At 70.4% G+C, this 15,983-nt stretch carries 13 protein-coding genes; 11 read left to right on the forward strand and 2 right to left on the reverse strand.

All coding sequences use genetic code 11. From position 1 onward, the window contains the following. Positions 1-20: 20 nt before the first annotated feature. Together AC1PMG_RS03960 and AC1PMG_RS03965 are read right to left on the reverse strand one after the other, a co-directional pair. On the reverse strand, positions 21-533 hold the full coding sequence (locus tag AC1PMG_RS03960) for a hypothetical protein (protein WP_152180764.1): 513 nt from the start codon (positions 531-533) through the stop codon (positions 21-23). Between the two features lie 505 nt (positions 534-1,038). Further along, positions 1,039-1,971 carry a carbohydrate kinase family protein gene (locus AC1PMG_RS03965; RefSeq protein ID WP_048491039.1) on the reverse strand — a complete coding sequence of 311 codons (933 nt, stop codon included), beginning with the start codon at positions 1,969-1,971 and terminating at the stop codon, positions 1,039-1,041. A gap of 260 nt (positions 1,972-2,231) precedes the next feature. Between AC1PMG_RS03965 and AC1PMG_RS03970 the strand changes: the two genes are divergently transcribed. The 11 genes from AC1PMG_RS03970 to AC1PMG_RS04020 all read left to right on the forward strand — a co-directional run bounded on the left by AC1PMG_RS03970 (position 2,232) and on the right by AC1PMG_RS04020 (position 15,900). Next, a complete protein-coding gene (locus tag AC1PMG_RS03970) occupies positions 2,232-3,278 on the forward strand; it encodes a rod shape-determining protein (RefSeq protein ID WP_010343692.1) in 1,047 nt (348 codons plus the stop codon). Between the two features lie 173 nt (positions 3,279-3,451). Next, positions 3,452-4,561, forward strand: coding sequence for a rod shape-determining protein MreC (gene mreC, locus AC1PMG_RS03975; RefSeq protein ID WP_481110738.1), 1,110 nt, complete (start codon positions 3,452-3,454; stop codon positions 4,559-4,561). Next, the gene (gene mreD / locus AC1PMG_RS03980) at positions 4,558-5,043 is read left to right on the forward strand and encodes a rod shape-determining protein MreD (RefSeq protein WP_010343694.1); all 486 of its coding nucleotides are present in this window, start codon (positions 4,558-4,560) and stop codon (positions 5,041-5,043) included. Before mreC ends, mreD begins: the two co-directional genes overlap by 4 nt. A gap of 1 nt (position 5,044) precedes the next feature. Beyond that, complete coding sequence (gene mrdA, locus AC1PMG_RS03985) at positions 5,045-7,105, forward strand: penicillin-binding protein 2 (protein ID WP_481110739.1); 2,061 nt, start codon at positions 5,045-5,047, stop codon at positions 7,103-7,105. Further along, on the forward strand, positions 7,102-8,208 hold the full coding sequence (gene rodA, locus AC1PMG_RS03990; protein WP_017911558.1) for a rod shape-determining protein RodA: 1,107 nt from the start codon (positions 7,102-7,104) through the stop codon (positions 8,206-8,208). Before mrdA ends, rodA begins: the two co-directional genes overlap by 4 nt. Before the next feature lie 325 nt (positions 8,209-8,533). Next, on the forward strand, positions 8,534-9,874 hold the full coding sequence (locus tag AC1PMG_RS03995; RefSeq protein ID WP_481110740.1) for a virulence factor family protein: 1,341 nt from the start codon (positions 8,534-8,536) through the stop codon (positions 9,872-9,874). Then, a complete protein-coding gene (locus AC1PMG_RS04000) occupies positions 9,871-11,301 on the forward strand; it encodes a glycoside hydrolase family 28 protein (protein ID WP_481110741.1) in 1,431 nt (476 codons plus the stop codon). Before AC1PMG_RS03995 ends, AC1PMG_RS04000 begins: the two co-directional genes overlap by 4 nt. 324 nt (positions 11,302-11,625) lie before the next feature. Beyond that, complete coding sequence (locus tag AC1PMG_RS04005; protein ID WP_481111604.1) at positions 11,626-12,714, forward strand: NAD(P) transhydrogenase subunit alpha; 1,089 nt, start codon at positions 11,626-11,628, stop codon at positions 12,712-12,714. Between the two features lie 3 nt (positions 12,715-12,717). Then, complete coding sequence (locus AC1PMG_RS04010; protein ID WP_017909700.1) at positions 12,718-13,032, forward strand: NAD(P) transhydrogenase subunit alpha part 2; 315 nt, start codon at positions 12,718-12,720, stop codon at positions 13,030-13,032. 4 nt (positions 13,033-13,036) lie between these two features. Next, a complete protein-coding gene (locus tag AC1PMG_RS04015) occupies positions 13,037-14,443 on the forward strand; it encodes an NAD(P)(+) transhydrogenase (Re/Si-specific) subunit beta (RefSeq protein WP_481110742.1) in 1,407 nt (468 codons plus the stop codon). Positions 14,444-14,508: 65 nt separating this feature from the next. Beyond that, positions 14,509-15,900 carry an NAD-dependent succinate-semialdehyde dehydrogenase gene (locus AC1PMG_RS04020; RefSeq protein WP_481110743.1) on the forward strand — a complete coding sequence of 464 codons (1,392 nt, stop codon included), beginning with the start codon at positions 14,509-14,511 and terminating at the stop codon, positions 15,898-15,900. Positions 15,901-15,983 lie beyond the last annotated feature (83 nt).

Here is a 15,983-nt window from a genome sequence, read left to right on the forward strand (position 1 = left end):
CGTCCCTGTAGACGCTCGCGTTAGCCTCTGCCTTCTCCGCAGAGCTTGAGGTTGGTGCGTGCGGCGCGGATCACGCGGAGGTAATCGTCGACGAGGGCGGGCGTCATGCCCTCGCTGATGGCGTCGTCGCTGCGCTTGGCGTCGTCCTGGTAGGGCGCCAGTGTCTGCCGGCATCCGGCATCGTCGCCGAGTTTATGCTGGGTCAGCGCGTAGTCGTTGCGGATGGCGCCGGCGTCGCTGAAGCTGAGGGCCGCCACGCAGTCGCGATAGAGCGGCGCGAGCGCCGCTTCGGCACCCGCATAGTCCTTGCGATCGTAGGATGCCTGGAAGGCCTTGCGCGTTCGCTGCATGGCTTCAGGCGTGCAGGTCGCAGCCTGTTTCAGATAGTCGCCTGCGAAGCTGCCGTTGCCGCCGCAGTACTCCCGGCACGCGCTCTCGGCGCCGGCCGTGGCGGACACCGCCACGCCGTCTGCCTTGGGTGCGAACTGCAGCGTGCAGGTGCCGTCGTCGACCGCGGCCTGGGTTCCGTGCAGCGTGCCGCTGAAGCTGCAACCGGCATCGACATTCTGCGTTTCGAGGGTGAAGCGTGCATCGGGCTGCACGGTCAGCTGGCCCCAGCCGGGCTGGGTGGCATAGTGGCCGGCGGGCACTTGCGCGGCCGTCGCATCGTGCGTCGCAGCAGGCGCCCTTGGGCCGTTCGCGGCAGGCGCAGGGGCGGTCGGGGGCACGGAGGGAGTCGCGCTCGCGGGTGCCTGGGCGGCGTTGCCGCAGGCGCACAGGGTCGCTGCGCAGCACAGGGAGAGCAGCAGTCCACGCGGGATCGGTGCAGCGGCCAGGATCCTGGCGGTCCAGCGAGGCGCGGTGTCCATCCGATCATTCCGTCGACGCGGGCGGCCGAGTCTAGCCCCGGCCGGATCGGCGCCGCAAGCCTGGATGCCGCGTCGCAATCGGTCGTGGAACCGCGGCCCGCCGGGTAAGCGGCCGGCAAGCGCGATGGCCAGGCGTCGACGCTGCCGTTCCGCCGGTAGTGCCCCGGCCTTACAACGCGTAACCGAACTGCTGCTTGAACTGGTCGTTGAATTCGTCGAAGTCGAAGCGCTGGTTCTGGGTGCCCGGGTGCTCGACCTTCAGGGCACCCATCAGGTTGCCCATGCGGCCGATGGTCAGCCAGTCGCAGCCGCGCTGGATGCCGAAGATCAGGCCGGCGCGGAAGGCGTCGCCGCAGCCGGTGGGGTCGACCACGCGGCGCTCGTGCGCCGGCGGGATGTCGAAGGTCTTTTCCGGGGTGTGGACCAGCGCGCCCTTGGGGCCCTGGGTGGTGATGTAGGCCTGCACGCGCGAGACGATGTCCTTCTCGTCCCAGCCGGTGCGCTCCTGCAGCAGGTTGGACTCGTAGTCGTTGACCACCACGTAGTCGGCCTGCTCGATGAACTGGCGCAGCTCCGGGCCGTTGAACAGCGGCATCGCCTGGCCCGGGTCGAAGATGAACGGCACGCCGCCGGCGCTGAACTCCTCGGCGTTCTGGATCATGCCCTCGCGCCCGTCCGGGCCGACCAGGCCCAGGGTCACGCCCGGCACGTCCTTCACGTGGTTCTCGTAGCTGCGCATCATCGCGCCCGGATGGAACGCGGTGATCTGGTTGTTGTCGTGGTCGGTGGTGATGAACGCCTGCGGGGTGAACAGCTCCTCGATCACCTTGACCCGCGACAGGTCGATGCCCAGCGCCTGGAAATGTTCGCGGTACGGGCCGAAATCCTGGCCCACGGTGCCCATCGGGATCGGATCGCCGCCCAGCAGGTGCAGGTTGTAGGCGATGTTGCCGGCGCAGCCGCCGAACTCGCGGCGCATCCGCGGCACCAGGAACGACACGTTCAGGATGTGCACCTTGTCCGGCAGGATGTGGTTCTTGAACTGGTCCGGGAACACCATGATGGTGTCGTAAGCGAGAGAACCACAGATCAGTGCAGACATCGGGCAGGCCTTGGCGGAGGAATGAGCCCGCATTCAGGCGGGCGAGGGGCGGGGTCGCCGCGGCGCAAAGGGTAACGGCTGCGGCCCGGCAGGGCCAGAACCACGATCCATCGCGATCCCGCCGATACCACGCAACGCGTGGTTTTAGCGAGAATTTTCCTTGCCCGCACCCAGGCGGGTTGCTAGGCTAGCGGACTTCGTTTTCTGCCCATTTTTTCGCCATTCTGGCGACGGCGCGCGCCCCAGGACCCAATCCCCCGATGTTCAAGAAACTCCGCGGCATGTTCTCCAACGACCTGTCCATCGATCTGGGCACGGCCAACACCCTCATCTACGTGCGTGGCCAGGGCATCGTGCTGAACGAACCGTCGGTGGTCGCGGTGCGCCAGGATCGTGCGATCGGCGGCACCCGCTCGGTGGCCGCGGTCGGCGCCGAGGCCAAGCAGATGCTCGGCCGTACCCCCGGCCACATCACCACCATCCGCCCGATGAAGGACGGCGTCATCGCCGACTTCACCTACACCGAGGCGATGCTGAAGCACTTCATCAAGAAAGTGCACAAGTCGCGCTTCCTGCGCCCCAGCCCGCGCGTGCTGGTGTGCGTGCCGGCCGGCTCCACCCAGGTGGAGCGCCGCGCGATCAAGGAATCGGCCGAGGAGGCCGGCGCCCGCGACGTGTACCTGATCGAGGAGCCGATGGCCGCGGCGATCGGCGCCGGCATGCCGGTCACCGAGGCGCGCGGCTCGATGGTCATCGACATCGGCGGCGGCACCACCGAGGTCGCGGTCATTTCGCTGAACGGCATCGTCTATTCGCAGTCGGTGCGCATCGGCGGCGACCGCTTCGACGAGTCGATCACCAACTACGTGCGCCGCAACCACGGCATGCTGATCGGCGAGGCCACCGCCGAGCGGATCAAGCTGGAGATCGGCTGCGCCTACCCGCAGGCGGTGGTGCAGGAGATGGAGATCTCCGGCCGCAACCTCGCCGAGGGCGTGCCGAAGATGATCAAGATCAACTCCAACGAAGTGCTGGAAGCGCTGCACGAGCCGCTGTCGGGCATCGTCTCGGCGGTCAAGCTGGCGCTGGAGCAGACCCCGCCGGAGCTGTGCGCCGACGTCGCCGAGCGCGGCATCGTGCTGACCGGCGGCGGCGCGCTGCTGCGCGACCTGGACCGGCTGATCTCCGAGGAAACCGGCCTGCACGTGCAGGTCGCCGACGATCCGCTGACCTGCGTGGCCCGCGGCGGCGGCCGTGCGCTGGAACTGGTGGACATGCACGGCAACGAGTTCTTCGCGCCGGAGTGAGGGTGAGGCCGGGAATGGGCAGTCGGGAATGGGGAATAGAATGGCCCCTCCGCCTCTGCCCTGCCGGCTCCGTCTCCACCAGCCGCCTGCCTGCGCCCCGGCCTGATCGCGCCGGGAGCGCGCCGTTGCTTTCCGATTCCCCACTCCCGATTCCCCATTCCCGGCTTTAGCCCGTGCCTCCTTACGCCGGTCCTCCCGTCACCGCCCGCCCCGGCGAATCCGCCAGCACGCCGCGCCTGCTGGCCTACCTGGCGTTGGCGCTGGTGCTGATCGTGCTCGACGCGCAGGCCGACTGGCTGGCCCGCCTGCGCAGCCAGGCCACGGTGCTGGTGCAGCCGATCTGGGCGCTGGCCGGCCTGCCCGGGCGGCTGGGGTCGCAGGTGCAGGAGAACGCGGCCAGCCACGCGCAGCTGGTCAAGGAAAACCGCGCGTTGCGCAACGAACTGCTGATCGCCAAGGCGCGCCTGACCCGGCTGCAGACCGCGGCGCTGGACAACGCGCAGCTGCGCGAACTGCTGGGCGTGGCCGAGCGCCGCGGCCTGGACGTGCAACTGGCGCCGATCCTGGACATCGACCTGGACCCGACCCGGCAGCGGCTGGTGCTCGATGCCGGCAGCCGCGACGGCGTGCACGTCGGCCAGGCGGTGATCGACGCCGGCGGCCTGATGGGCCAGGTGATCGCGGTGACCCCGCTGCACTCCACCGTGCTGCTGCTGACCGACCCCGACCACGCGGTGCCGGTGACGGTGGCGCGCAACGGCGTGCGCCTGATCGTCTACGGCCGCGGCGGCAGCCTGGAACTGCGCGACATCCCGCTCAGCGCCGGCGTCGAGGTGGGCGACGAGATCGTCACCTCCGGCCTGGGCGGCCGCTTCCCGGCCGGTTTCCCGGTCGGCACCATCTCCGCCCTGCGCCCGGACGACACCCACGCCTTCCTGGTCGGCGAACTGAAGCCGGCGGCGAAGCTGGACCGGGGGCGGGATGTGTTGTTGCTGCGGCCTTCGGCCGCGGCAACGGGAGTGGGGATTGGGGATTCGGGATTGGTGAAAAGCCTGGTCAACAGCGCCGACGCCTCCTCGGCGGCGGCCCAGCCGCCGGCCGACTCCGCGGCCCCGGGTAGTCAGGCCACCGCTCCAGCGGCTGCGTCGGGAGCACGCAAGACCGAATCGATGACGCACACCACCAATGGCAGCGGTACCCCAGCCACGCCCAAACGCGCGACCGCTTCGCCAATCCCCAATCCCCAATCCCCAATCCCGGCTCCAAAGGAGCCCACCCAATGAGCCGCCTGCGCAGCAAAGGCTGGGTGCTTCCGGTCAGCGTGATCGTGGCGCTGTTGCTGGGGTTGATGCCGTTGCCGCTGGTGGTGCAGCCGCTGCGGCCGTACTGGCTGGCGCTGGTGGTGGCGTACTGGGTGATCGAGACGCCGGACAAGGTCGGGCTGGGCTTCGCCTTCGCGGTCGGGGTGCTCGCCGATCTGCTGTACGGCGGGGTGCTGGGCGAGCAGGCGCTGCGCCTGGTGATCCTGAGCTTCATCCTGCAGCGCTTCCGCGCGCGCATCCGCTTCTTCCCGATGTCGCAGCAGGCGCTGGCGATCGGCGGCCTGCTGGTCAACGACCGCATCGTCGCCGCGGCGGTGCACCTGGCCGTCGGCGAGCCGACGCTGCCGTGGAACTACTGGTGGGCGCCGCTGCTGGGCATGGCGCTGTGGCCGCCGCTGTTCGTGCTGCTGGACGCGCTGCGGCTGGGCCGGCGGAGCAAGTAGCATGGCCCTGCATCCGCGCCGCGCGCAGAAGAATCCGCACGCCGAGGCCGAGCAGTTCCGGCGCCGCGCCGCGCTGGGCTTCCTGTGCGTGCTGCTGGCGCTGCTGGGCCTGGGCGCCTGGTACTTCAAGCTGCAGGTGCTGGACCACGACGTCTACGCCACGCGTTCGGACGCCAACCGCATCAAGCCACGGCCGGTGGTGCCCGGGCGCGGCATGATCTACGACCGCAACGGCCGCCTGCTGGCCGAGAACGTGCCCGCGTTCCGGCTCGACGTGACCCCGGACAAGGTCGCCGACATGGACGCGCTGCTGGCCGAGCTGGGCAAGGTCATCGCGCTGTCGCCGGAAGACATCGAGCGTTTCCAGGCCGCGCGCAAGGCCAGCCGCAGCTTCCGCCCGATCACCCTGAAGCTGCGGGTCAGCGAGGAGGAGCGGGCGCGCTTCGCGGTGGATCGCTGGCGCTTCCCGGGCGTGGAGCTGGAACCCTACCTGACCCGGCACTACCCCTACGGCGACCTGTTCGCGCACATCATCGGCTACGTCGGCCGCATCGACGAGAAGGACCTGGAGACGCTGGGCGAGGGCAATGCCGCGCTGACCCACATCGGCAAGTCCGGGCTGGAGCGCTATTACGAGGAGCAACTGCGCGGCAAGGTCGGCTACGAGCAGGTCGAGACCAACGTGCAGGGCCGCGCGATCCGCACCGTCGGCCGGGTGCCGGCGCAGTCCGGTGCCGACCTGCGCCTGTCCATCGATGCCGACCTGCAGCGCGCCATGGTCGCCGCGTTCGGCGACTACCAGGGCTCGGCCATCGCCATCGATCCGCGCACCGGCGAGATCCTGGCCATGGTCAGCCTGCCGTCCTACGACCCCAACCTGTTCGTCAACGGCATTTCCCACGCCGATTTCCAGGCGCTCAACAGCGACCCGTCGCGACCGCAGTTCAACCGCCTGGTGCTGGGCGGCGTGGCGCCCGGCTCCACCATCAAGCCGTTCATGGGCCTGGCCGGCCTGGACAGCGGCACCCGCCGCCCGGAGGACAAGATCCTCTCCACCGGCATGTTCTACCTGCCCGGGGTCAGCCGCGGCTGGGGCGACTCGCACCGCGGCGGCCACGGCTGGACCGACCTGCGCAAGTCGATCGCGCAGTCGGTGAACACCTACTACTACAAGCTGGCCATCGACATGGGCATCACCAAGGTCGACCAGTACATGACCCGCTACGGCTTCGGCGTGCCCACCGGCATCGACCTGGTCGGCGAGACCGGCGGCATCGTGCCGTCGCCGGCGTACAAGGCCAAGAGCCGCAAGGAAGCCTGGTACCCCGGCGACACGGTCAACATCGCCATCGGCCAGGGCGACTGGAAGGTGACCCCGCTGCAACTGGTGCGCGGGGTCGCCGGCCTCGCCGATGGGCAACTGCGCACGCCGCACCTGGTGATGGCCACGCGCCAGGCCTTCGACCAGCCCTGGGCGCCGGTGCAGTCGGGCACGAGCAAGCCGATCAGCGACAACCCCAGCAATCTGCAGGCGGTGCGTGAAGGCATGATGGACACCATGCGTCCGGGCGGCAGCGGCTATGCCATCACCGTCGGTGCGCCCTACCAGATGGCCGGCAAGACCGGCACCGCGCAGGTGGTCAGCCGCAAGGGGCTGGCCGCGGTCGATCCGCGCAGCCTGCCGATGCACCTGCGTCACCGCTCGCTGTTCGAGGGCTTCGCGCCAGCGGAGCGGCCGACCATCGCCCTGGCGATCGCGGTGGAAGGCGGCGGTTACGGCGCCAGTACCGCCGCGCCGATCGCACGCAAGATCTTCGATGCCTGGCTGCTCGGCCGGCTGCCGCCCGGCGTCGAACCGCTGGACAGCCTGCGCGGCGCCACCGCGTTCGGCAGCCACCTGTACTACGCCGAGGATCCGGGCTCGCGCGCCGCCGCCGACGCGGTCGCCCTGGCCGCCGGCGAACGCCCGGTGCTGATCGGTCAGGCCGAGGTGGATGCGGCGGTGGTGCCGCTGCAGTCCGCAGCGCCGGCGATCCCTGACGAGATTCCGGACGAGCGATGAAGGATTTCCTGCGCTGGCTGGTCGAGATCGGCGGCCGCTTCACCCGCACCCTGGACTGGCCGCTGTGCCTGGCGCTGGGCGCGCTGATGGCGATGGGGCTGGCGGTGCTCAAGAGCGCCGGCGGCATGCACCTGGTGATGGCGCAGGGCGCGCGTTTCGCCATCGGCGCGGCGGCGATGTGGAGCCTGTCGCGGGTGTCGGCGCTGCGCCTGCGCGCCTGGACCCCGCTGATCTATGCGCTGTCGATGCTGCCGCTGCTGGCGGTGTTCGTGCTGGGCACCGGCAAGTACGGGCGGCAGTGGCTGGACCTGAAGGTGTTCTACCTGCAGCCGGCCGAGCTGCTGAAGATCAGCATGCCGATGATGGTGGCCTGGTACCTGCACCGCATGCCTTTGCCGCCGCGCATTCCCACGGTGCTGGTCAGCGCGGTCATCATCGGCATTCCCACCGCCTTGATCATGCTGCAGCCGGACTTCGGCACCGGCGTGCTGATCGCCGCCAGCGGTGGCTTCGTGCTGCTACTGGCCGGCCTGCCGTGGTGGTGGGTGGGCATCGCCGTCGGCGGCGTCGCCGCGGCCGCGCCGGTGGCCTGGCTGTGGCTGCTGCGGCCCTACCAGAAGGACCGCATCATGATGTTCCTCAACCCGGAGAACGACGCGCTCGGCGCCGGCTGGAACATCATCCAGTCCAAGATCGCGATCGGTTCCGGCGGCCTGCACGGCAAGGGCTGGGGCATGGGCTCGCAGTCGCACCTGAACTTCATTCCCGAGCAGACCACCGACTTCGCGTTCTCCGTGCTCAGCGAGGAGTTCGGCTGGATCGGCGTGGCCACGGTGATGACCCTGTACCTGATCGTGATCGGGCGCTGCCTGTGGATCGCCTCGCAGGCGCGCGACACCTTCTCGCGGCTGCTGGCCGGCGCCACCGGCCTGGCGTTCTTCGTCTACGTGCTGGTCAATGGCGGCATGATCTCCGGGCTGCTGCCGGTGGTCGGCGTGCCGATGCCGCTGATGAGCTACGGCGGCACCTCGGCGGTGTCGCTGCTGGCCGGGCTGGGCCTGGTGATGGCAGTGAAGGCGCACCGTCCGGTGCACGGCTACTGAACCAGCGCACGGCGTTCGACGCGCGCTGGCTTAACCGCAACCTTGCAAGCAGGTGACGGCATTATTGCGGCGCATGTCGTGCATCCGCACAATGCGCGTCGATGCCACGTGACGCGCGCCGCTCCCCCCGGCCCACACGTGTGCAGGAACTTCCGGGTAGGCAGGTGCGACCCCGCGCATCCATCCCAGCCCACATCGCCGAGGCATCCTCCGCAGCGCATCCGCCGATCCGGGCTCCGGCCCACCCGTCTGCGTCGTCCGCCGCTGCCTCGTCGTTCCCGTGGTTGTCCAGAGGCTCGGCGTTGGCCGGGATGGATGCGTGTCGATGAAATTCCTGCGCGTGTTGCTGTTGACGAGCGTGGTGCTGGGCCTGAGCGGCTATGCACTGCTGCGCTATTACTTTCCGCCGGGGGCGCTGCACGCCCGTGGCTACGGGCGCACGACCCTGGTGCATCCGCCGGGGGCGCCGCAGGGCCTGGTGATCCTGCTGGCCAGCGGCAGCCCGGCGCAGCGGCAGGACGCCGCGCGGCGCATCGCCGCCAGCGGCGCGCTGGTCGCGGTGGTCGACGGCCAGCGCTATCTGAAGCACTTGCGCCATGGCGGCCACGGCTGCGACAAGGCCTGGCACGATGCCGAACGGCTGAGCCGGCGGCTGCAGCGGCAGTTGCACGGCGACAGCTACTACCTGCCGGTGCTGGCCGGCACCGGCACCGCCGCGACCCTGGCCGCGCGCATCGTCGGCGCGGCGCCCTCGGCGACCCTGGGGGGCGCCATCGGCGTGGCGCCGGCACCCACCGAGGTCTGTGCCGGCACCGCCGCCGCGACCGCAGCGCAGGGCTTTGTCGACACCGTGGCCGCGCCGGCCGACGGCGGCGTGGATGCCGCGCTGGCCGCGCGGGTCGCCGCGCACCTGCATGCGCGCGGCCGTGGCGGCGCGCTGGACGATCTGCCGCTGACCGAGCTGCCCTCGGCGACCCCGGGCGCACCGCTGGCCATCGTGCTGTCCGGCGACGGCGGCTGGCGCGACATCGACAAGGGCATGGCCGAAGCGCTGCAGCGCCGCGGCATCGCCGTGGTCGGCTGGGACAGCCTGCGCTACTTCTGGCGGGCCAAGCCGCCGGCGCGGGCCAGCGCCGACCTGAGCCGGGTCATCGCCTACTACCAGCAGCGCTGGCGTCCGCAGAAGATCCTGCTGGTCGGCTATTCCTTCGGCGCCACCACCCTGCCGTTCATGGTCAACCGGCTGCCACCGGCGCAGCGCGAGCAGGTCGGCCTGGTGGCGTTGCTGGGCCTGGAGCACAAGGCCGACTTCCAGATCCGCGTGCGCGGCTGGCTGAATCTCGGCGACGACGACGACGCACTGCCGGTGCAGCCGGAACTGGCGCGCATTCCCGCGGCGCAGTTGCTGTGCGTGTACGGCGACAAGGAAAAAGATACGCTCTGCCCGCAATTGCGCGCGCGCGGAGCGGAGGTGGTGGTGTTGCACGGCGGTCACCATTTCGATCAACACCCGGCCGGGCTGGCGACGATCGTCGACGACCGCTGGCAGCAACTGTCCGCGGACGCGCGCCTGCCGGTCGCCGAGTTGCGGGAGCCGCGTCCCGCGGCCGCCGCGGCGTCGCCCGCCGCCACGCTGCCGCCATCGCACGCCGCGCTCCGGCAATGAGCAAGCCTGTGCGCGTCGCGCTGGTGTGCGGCGGCGTACTCGCCGCCGCTGCGTTCGTTGGCGCTGCCGCGACTGGCGATTCCCGTCACGTGGTCGAACCGCACTTGCCGCCGGTGTGCATGGCGCTGGATGCCACCCTGCAGGCGCAGCAGCGCCGCTTCGCCGACGCGCAGGAGCGCAGCGCGCCGGACACTGCGCGCATCCAGGCCGCGCTCGATCGCTGCGCCGCGGGTGCGCACGGCGCGGTACTGCTGCGCGCCGGCAGCGGCAACGCCTTCCTCAGCGGACCGTTGACGATTCGCAGCAATACCACGCTGGCGATCGACAGCGGCGTGACCTTGTTCGCCTCGCGCCAGCCCGCCGACTACCAGGTGCCCGGCCGCAACGCCTGCGGCCAGGCCGCGGCGCGCAGCGGCGGCTGCCGCGCGCTGATCACGCTGCAGGGGCGCAGCCTGGGGGTGATGGGCGTGCGCGACGCCGCCGGCCACCAGGGCAGTATCGACGGCCGCGGCGACCTGCCGATGCTCGGCGGCAGCGACAGCTGGTGGCAGTTCGCGCGCAGCGCCAAGGCCGCCGGCCAGACCCAGAACGCGCCCGACCTGATCCGCGCGCAGGACGTCGCCGATCTGCAGCTCTACCACGTCAACCTGATCGACGCGCCGTACTTCCACGTCTTCGTGCACGGCGGCGACGGCGTCACCGTGTGGGGCGTGCGGGTCAGGGCGCCAGCCAACAGCCCCAACACCGACGGCCTCGATCTGGACAGCGTGCGCAATGCGACCCTGGCCGACAACGACGTGATGGCCGGCGACGACGGCATCGCGATCAAGACCAGCGCCGCGCGCTCGGCCGACATCACCGTGCGCGACTCGCGCTTCTACGGCACCCACGGCATCTCCATCGGCAGCGAGGTGATGTACGGCGTCGGCAACGTGCTGGTGGACGGCAATCGCCTGGTCGGCCACGACGCCGACGGCATCGTCGCCACCGACAACAACGGCCTGCGCATCAAGACCGGCCTGGCCAAGGGCGGACCGGTGCGCGACGTGCTCTACCGCAACACCTGCCTGTTCGATGTGGCCAAGCCCCTGGTGATCACGCCGCTGTACGGCCACGACCACGGCGGCAGCCGCAGCGGCAGCGTGCCGACCTTCGCCGGGATCGTGGTCGACGGACTGCGCGCGCAGGACACGCCCGCCGGCAAGGGCAGTACGGTGCAGGGCTACAGCGCCGCGACACCGCTCGAGCTGGTGCTGGCGCACGTGGCCGCCGACGTCGCCACGCTGCATGCCAGCAATGCGCGCATCGGCGTGGACCAGTCCGACCTGCGCTTGAGCGAGGACAGCAGCGCGGCCTCGACCTACGCGACCACGCTCGCCGGGTCGATTCCGGCCTGCAGCAGCGCGCCGGTGTTCCCGGCCCTGTAGCACGCGCGCAACGCCGGCGGCCACTCGGCGCGCGCCCGCGTGGCGCGAGCGGTCGGTGCCTGCGTCGTGCGGCTGCGACGGGGTGCGCCGCCACGTATTGCAATCGCCAGCGCGTGATGCCAGCGCCCTGTCGCACCGCGGCGTTCCGCCGCCTTGCTGCGGTCAGCGCGCGCGTTCTTTATGCGCGTGATGCGGCAGCGCGCTTGATCCGGATCAATGCCCGCGCATCGGCCGGCGCGCACAGTGCACGCGTCCTCCAAGCGAGCCGCGATCATGGCGTTCACTGTTGCAGTGCTGAAGGAAGAACAGGCCGAGGAGCGTCGCGTGGCGATGGTGCCCGCGGTGCTGCCGAAACTGGCCAAGTTGGGCGCGCAACTGCGCCTGCAGGCCGGTGCCGGCAGCGGTTCGCGACTGCCGGATACGGCCTATGCCGGCGCCACCGTGCTCGACGATGCGCAAGAGGTGGTGGCCGGTGCGGACCTGCTGCTGGCGGTGCAGGCGCCATCGCTGCGCACGGTGGCGGCGTTGCGCCCGGGCAGCATGCTGATCGCGATGCTGTACCCGGCCAAGGTGCCGGGCCTGCTGGAGCTGCTGTGCGAACGCCGCATCACTGCCTTCGCGATGGAGACCGTGCCGCGCATCAGTCGCGCGCAGGCGCTGGATGTGTTGTCTAGCCAGGCCGCGCTGGCCGGCTACTACGCGCCGCTGCTCGGCGCCGTGCATCTGCCGCGCATCCTGCCGATGATGACCACCGCAGTCGGTTCGCTGCGCGCCGCGCGCGTGCTGGTGATGGGCCTGGGTGTGGCCGGCCTGCAGGCGCTGGCCACCGCGCACCGGCTTGGCGCGATCACAGAAGGCTACGACGTGCGTCCGGAAACCCGCGAGCAGGCGCAGTCGGTCGGCGCGCGCTTCGTCGACACCGGCATCGATGCGCGCGGCGAGGGCGGTTATGCGCGTGAACTCAGCGCCGAGGAGCGGGCCAAGGCCGCGGCGGTGCTGACCCAGCACATCCAGCAGGCCGATCTGATCATCACCACCGCCAATGTGCCCGGGCGCACCGCGCCGATCCTGATCGACCGCGAGCAGATCGCCGGCATGAAGCCCGGCGCGGTGATCGTGGATCTCGCCGCCGACAGCGGCGGCAACTGCGAAGGCAGCGTGCCGGGGCAGGCCGTGGAGGTCGGACCGGTCACCCTCGTCGCCCCGCGCAACGTGCCTTCGGCGCTGGCCCAGCACGCCAGCGAGCTGTACGCCAAGAACCTGCTGGGGCTGCTCGACCTGCTGGTGCGCGACGGCGCACTGGTGCCGGACTTCGACGATGCGGTGGTCGCCGGCACCGCGCTCACCCACGACGGCCGCCTCTGCCACCCACTGGTGTCGGCCGCCGCGCCCGTTCCCACCAAGGAGTCCTGAGTCATGTCCCTCGATCTGTCGATGAGCTGGCTGATCGCGTTGTACGTGTTCATGCTGGCCGCGTTCACTGGCTACGAAGTGATCGGCAAGGTGCCGTCGATCCTGCACACGCCGCTGATGTCCGGGTCCAACTTCGTCCACGGCATCGTCGTGGTCGGCGCGATGCACGCGCTGTTCAATGCCGACACCGTCGCCGGCCAGGCGATCGGCTTCGTCGGCGTGTTGCTGGGCGCCGGCAATGCCGCCGGCGGCTACGTGGTCACCGACCGCATGCTGGCGATGTTCAAGCCCAGCGCCGCGCCGGCCGCGAAGGAGTAGCGCCATGCTTTCGCTCCTGGTGGAACTGAGCGGGTTCGCCGCCGCGTTGCTGTTCATCCTCGGCCTCAAGCGCATGTCCTCGCCGGTGACCGCGCTGCGCGGCATCGTCCTGGCCGGGATCGGCATGCTGGTGGCGGTGGCCGCCGCCTTCGGCTATCTCGCCGATCTGCAGCCCGCGGCGCGTCCGCATGCGCTGACCAACCTGGCCCTGGCGCTGCTGGCGTTGCTGCTGGGCGGTGCCTGGGCCTGGCGCAGCGGCCGCCGTGTCGCGGTGACCGCGATGCCGCAGATGGTGGCGCTGTACAACGGCATGGGCGGCGGCGCCGCCGCGGCGGTGGCCGGGGTCGCGCTGACCGCGCGGGAGCCGCAGCAGGGCGGCCTGCATCTGGCGGTGACCGTGCTCGGTGCGCTGATCGGCGCGATCTCGCTGTCCGGCTCGGTGATCGCCTGGGCCAAGCTCGACGGCCGCATCAACACCGCGTGGCGGTTCAAGGGGCAGAGCGCCTTCAATGCTGCGGTGTTCTTGGCCGCGCTGGTGCTCGGCACGCTGGTGGTCACCGGCACGGGCGGCGCCTGGGCGGCGCCAGCGTTCTTCATCGCCGCGCTGGGCTTCGGCGTGCTGATGACGCTGCCGATCGGCGGCGCCGACATGCCGGTGGTGATCTCGCTGTACAACGCCTTCACCGGCCTGGCGGTGGGCCTGGAAGGCTTCGCCCTGCAGAACCCGGCGCTGATGATCGCCGGCATGGTGGTCGGCTCCGCCGGCACCCTGCTGACCGTGCTGATGGCCAAGGCGATGAACCGCTCGCTGGGCAACGTGCTGTTCAGCAATTTCGGCGACGGCGCCGCGGTCGTGCAGGGCGACGTGCAGGGCCGCATGACCGCGGTCGAGCCGGGCGATGCGGCGACATCGATGCGCTACGCCTCCAGCGTGATCATCGTGCCGGGTTACGGCCTGGCCGTGGCGCAGGCGCAGGGCCGGCTGTACGAACTGGTGAAGCTGCTGCAGGCCGCCGGCGTCGACGTGAAGTTCGCCATCCATCCGGTCGCCGGGCGCATGCCCGGGCACATGAACGTGCTGCTGGCCGAAGCCGGCGTGCCCTACGACCTGATCTACGACATGGAAGACATCAACGACAGCTTCGCCAGCACCGACGTGGCGCTGGTGATCGGCGCCAACGACGTGGTCAACCCGGCGGCGCGCACCGACAAGGCCTCGCCGATCTACGGCATGCCGATCCTCAACGCCGACCAGGCGCATCAGGTCTACGTGATCAAGCGTGGCCAGGGCAAGGGCTACGCCGGCGTGGAGAACCTGCTGTTCTACGGCGACAACTGCGACATGGTCTACGGCGACGCCGCCGCGGTGCTCAACCGCATGGTGCAGGCGGTGAAGGAACTGGCCGCCTGACCCAACCGCTTCCCGCGCCGGCGCGAGGCGTCCGGCGCTTTCCGACCTTCCACGAGGACACCACCATGACCTATGCGACCCGCAATCCCTATACCGGCGAACTGCTCGCCACCTTCCCCGAGGCCACCGATGCGCAGGTGCTGGCTGCGATCGATGCCGCCGATGCCGCGTTCCAGCAATGGAAGCAGGCCCCGTTCGCCGAACGCGCCAGGGTGATGCATGCCGCGGCGCGGCTGCTGCGCGCCAACACCCGCGAGTACGCATCCCTGCTGACCCTGGAGATGGGCAAACTGATCGGCGAGGCCGAAGCCGAGGTGCGGCTGTCGGCGGACATCTTCGAGTACTACGCGGTCAACGCCGAGCGCTTGCTGGCGCCGGAGCATCTGCCGGTGGCCGATCCGGCCGAGGGCAGGGCGATGGTGGTGCACGAGCCGCTGGGCGTGCTGCTGGCGATCGAGCCGTGGAATTTCCCGTACTACCAGATCGCGCGGATCATCGCCCCGCAACTGTCGGCCGGCAACCCCGTGCTGCTCAAGCACGCCTCCAACGTGCCGCAATGCGCGGCCAAGTTCGAGGCGCTGATGGCCGAAGCCGGGCTGCCGGCCGGGGCCTTCGCCAATCTCTACGCCACCCGCGGCCAGGTGGAAACCATCCTCAACGATCCGCGCGTGCACGGTGTGGCGCTCACCGGGTCGGAAGGTGCCGGCGCCATCGTCGCGGCCCAGGCGGCCAAGGCACTGAAGAAGTCGACCATGGAACTGGGCGGTGCCGACGCCTTCGTGGTGCTGGACGATGCGCCGCTGGAGAAGACGGTGAAGTGGGCGGTGTTCGGTCGCCACTGGAACGGCGGGCAGGTCTGCGTGTCGTCCAAGCGCATGATCGTGGTGCAGGAGGTGTACGAGGAATTCCTGCAGCGCTACCGCGCCGGTGTGGCGGCGCTGCGTGCCGGCGATCCGATGGATCCGGCGACCACGCTGGCGCCGCTGTCTTCGCAAGGCGCCGCCGACGACCTGAAGCGGCAGATCGCCGAGGCGGTCAGGCATGGCGCCACCGCGACCGAGGTCGGGCCGCCGGTGCCGGTGCATGGCGCGTTCGTGCAGCCGACCCTGCTCACCGACGTCGCCCCGGACAACCCGGCCTACCACCAGGAATTCTTCGGCCCGGTGTCGATGCTGTTCCGCGCCCGGGACGAGGACGACGCGGTACGCATCGCCAACGATTCGCCGTTCGGCCTGGGCGGCTCGGTGTTCACCGGCGACGATGCGCGCGGCGTGGCGGTGGCCAGGCGCATCTCCACCGGCATGGTGTTCGTCAACCACCCGACCATGGTCAAGGCCGACCTGCCGTTCGGCGGCGTGCGCCGTTCCGGCTACGGGCGCGAACTGATCGGGTTGGGCATCAAGGAATTCGTCAATCACAAGCTGATCGACGTGGTCGACATCGACGCGCCGTTCTGAGTGGGCGCCATGCGTTAGGCCAGGCCGCCGGGGGCGACCCCGGCGGCTTTTTTGTGCCGTCGCCACGCCCGGGCCGGGGCGTG

The sequence above is a fragment of the Xanthomonas sp. NCPPB 2250 genome (genome assembly GCF_056725265.1).